The sequence below is a fragment of the Aminobacter sp. P4_H6_2 genome, from assembly GCF_056400805.1.
Map to the genome: position 1 here is coordinate 1 of NZ_JBFUKO010000669.1, position 2,803 is coordinate 2,803.

The 2,803-nt window shown below is 63.1% G+C and carries 2 protein-coding genes and 3 pseudogenes; 4 read left to right on the top strand and 1 reads right to left on the bottom strand.

Features of this window, described 5'->3' with window-relative positions; all coding sequences use genetic code 11:
* The 4 genes and pseudogenes from AC1DUU_RS28345 to AC1DUU_RS28360 form a co-directional block, all read left to right on the top strand.
* Positions 1–78, top strand: a pseudogene (locus AC1DUU_RS28345) (aldehyde dehydrogenase); the annotation flags it as partial.
* A 14-nt stretch (positions 79–92) separates the two neighbouring features.
* Positions 93–1,331 (top strand): pyridoxal phosphate-dependent aminotransferase, encoded by a 1,239-nt coding sequence (locus AC1DUU_RS28350; protein WP_476786669.1) that lies wholly within the window; start codon positions 93–95, stop codon positions 1,329–1,331.
* Positions 1,332–1,410: 79 nt separating this feature from the next.
* A pseudogene (locus AC1DUU_RS28355) lies at positions 1,411–1,971 on the top strand (NAD(P)/FAD-dependent oxidoreductase); the annotation flags it as partial.
* Between the two features lie 194 nt (positions 1,972–2,165).
* A pseudogene (locus AC1DUU_RS28360) lies at positions 2,166–2,289 on the top strand (type IV secretion system protein); the annotation flags it as partial.
* 165 nt (positions 2,290–2,454) lie between these two features.
* Here AC1DUU_RS28360 and AC1DUU_RS28365 read toward each other — a convergent pair.
* Positions 2,455–2,803: NAD(P)/FAD-dependent oxidoreductase (locus tag AC1DUU_RS28365; RefSeq protein ID WP_476786670.1), on the bottom strand; the 349-nt coding region annotated here is incomplete at its 5' end.

Here is a 2,803-nt window from a genome sequence, read left to right on the forward strand (position 1 = left end):
ATGCGCCGTGCCACCAACACGGTGAACTACTCCAAGGCGCTGCCTTTGGCGCAGGGCGTGTCCTTCGACATCGAGTAAGCGGGCCGATGCTGATGCRGACCAAAAACCAGACGACACCCTTCGCGCCGGCTTCCCGCATCGCCGGGATCGGCGTGTCGGAAATCCTGCAGATCGGCGCCCGTGCAATGGCGATGCGAAATGCCGGCGAGGACGTGATCATTCTCGGCGCCGGCGAGCCCGACTTCGACACACCGGACAATATCAAGGAGGCGGCCTGGAAGGCCATCGAGCGCGGCGAGACAAAATATACCACACTCGACGGATCGCCTGCGATGAAGCAGGCGATCCGCGAAAAGTTCAGGCGCGAAAACGGCCTCGATGTCGCGACCGACGAGATCACCGTTTCGAGCGGCGCCAAGCAGGTCATCTTCAACGCCTTCATGGCCACGCTCAACCCGGGCGACGAGGTGATCCTGCCTGCTCCCTACTGGACGTCCTATGCCGATATCATCCGGGTCGCCGGCGGGGTGCCTGTTCTGGTGGCCTGCGATATCAGCAACGGGTTTCGGCTGAYGGCGAAGCAGCTGAACCAGGCGATCACGCCGGCGACGCGCTGGCTTTTGCTGAACTCGCCCTCGAACCCTACTGGCGCAGCCTATTCGCAAGCCGACTATCGGCCGCTGCTGGATGTGCTGCTGCAGCACCCCCACGTCTGGCTGCTGGCCGACGACATCTACGAACACATCGTCTACAATGATTTCCGCTTCGTTACGCCGGCGCAGTTGGTACCCAGGCTCCGCGACCGCATCCTGACCGTCAACGGGGTCTCCAAAGCCTACGCGATGACCGGTTGGCGCATCGGCTATGGCGCTGGCCCCCGCCCGCTCATCAAGGCGATGGCGGTGATCCAGAGCCAGTCCACATCCAACCCGTCTTCGGTCAGCCAGGCTGCAGCGATCGAGGCGTTGACCGGACCGCAAGACTTCCTGACTGAGCGCCGCGAAAGTTTTCGTGCACGCCGCGATCTCGTCGTGGAAAGGCTGAACGGCATCGAAGGCATCGAGTGCCGTGTTCCGGAAGGCGCATTTTATACGTTCAGCAGTTGCGCCGGCCTGATTGGCAAGGTGACGCGGACCGGCCAAACGCTCACAAGCGACAGCGACCTGTGCAAATACCTGCTCGAGCACGCTCGGGTCGCCGTGGTGCCCGGCTCGGCCTTTGGCCTGTCGCCATTCTTCCGTATCTCCTACGCCACCTCACGCCAAGAGCTCGAGGAAGCGACCCGCAGGATCGCCGAGGCCTGCGCCGGTCTGACCGGCGCCATCGCCTGAATCGCAAGCCTGCCCGTCCCGGCCAAGAGCCAGGCGGAGATCTCCTACCCTCACAACCGAAGCCCACGAAAGCCCGCCGATGCTCAACAATCCTCACTCACATGGGCTCTGGGAAGCGACGGCGCCCGCGGCACCAGTAACAGCGATGCTCGACGGGAACGTTTCGGCCGAAATCGTCATTGTTGGTGGCGGCTATACGGGAATGTCCTGCGCGCTGCATCTTGCCGAGGCGGGCCGGCGGGTGGTGCTTCTGGAAGGCCAGGAGATCGGCTTTGGCGGCGCCGGCCGCAATGTCGGCCTGATCAATGCTGGCCTATGGCTGGCGCCGGCCGACGTGTCTGGATCACTCGGGCCTGTCTATGGCGAGCGGCTGCTAGAGCTTCTTGGCGAAGGGCCAGCGCTGGTGATGGCCTTGATTGACAAGCATCGCATCGATTGCGAACTGCAGCGGAACGGCACGCTTCACTGCGCGGTCGGCCCAGCCGGGCTGAAGGAAATCAGGGAGCGCGAGGCGCAGTGGCAAAGGCGGGGGGCGCCGGTCAGGGTCCTTGACGCCAAGGAGACTGCAAGCAGGCTTGGCACGTCGGCCTATGCGGGATCATTGCTCGACCTGCGCGCGGGAACGCTGCAGCCGCTAGCGGTAAATAAGCAAGGCGCGTTGCGTCCGAACCGATTGCATCGCCGCCCCCGGACAGACATCACCCCCGAGCCACAGCAAATCGACGAATTTCACTTCGTATTCGAAATGGTGGCCATGATGCTTGAGATAGTTCCGGCAAATCAACCGCGCACCTTCGTGCCGATGCACAAGAGCGGTTGACGGTGTTTCGGGCRCTGGACCTGGCAGGCTTTGTCCTCATTCCCTTCGGTCGGTAAATCCGCCTTCATGGCCGAGCGCGCGCTGGGCAATGTCATTTCGTCGGGCATCAAGGTTATGGTGCTCGCTGTCATCATCGGCACCGACGGTGCAACAGAAGGCAGAGGGAGCTTCCTAGGCAAAACTGCCGCGACCTGCGGGCCACAACGAAGGCCCGTCGCGCGTTGGAAAGGCCTATTTCCGCTGGCGCTGGCGGTCAGAAGCAGACCCATCCGGCGGCCTATTTGGGGACCGGTGGTTGTGAGCTCAATGGCAAAAGCGCCCTAAGCCGTAGGGCGCGGGGTCTGTGAACGTCGGCTCGCCCGTGATCATTTCAGCCAACAGGCGTCCGGTGATCGGGCCGAGGGTCAGGCCGTGGTGATTGTGGCCAAAGGCAAACCACAGCCCTTTGTGCCGATAACCCCGGCCGATTACTGGCCTCATGTCTGGCAGGCACGGGCGCGATCCCATCCAGGGTTTCGGCTCGATGCGCTGCCTGAGCGGGAAAATCTGGCGCGCAAGCGGTTCCGTCCTGTCCAGCTGAACCGGATTTGGCCGGCTGTCGCGTGATGCGAATTCAACGCCGGTGGTTAGCCTCACCCCCTGGGTCATCGAC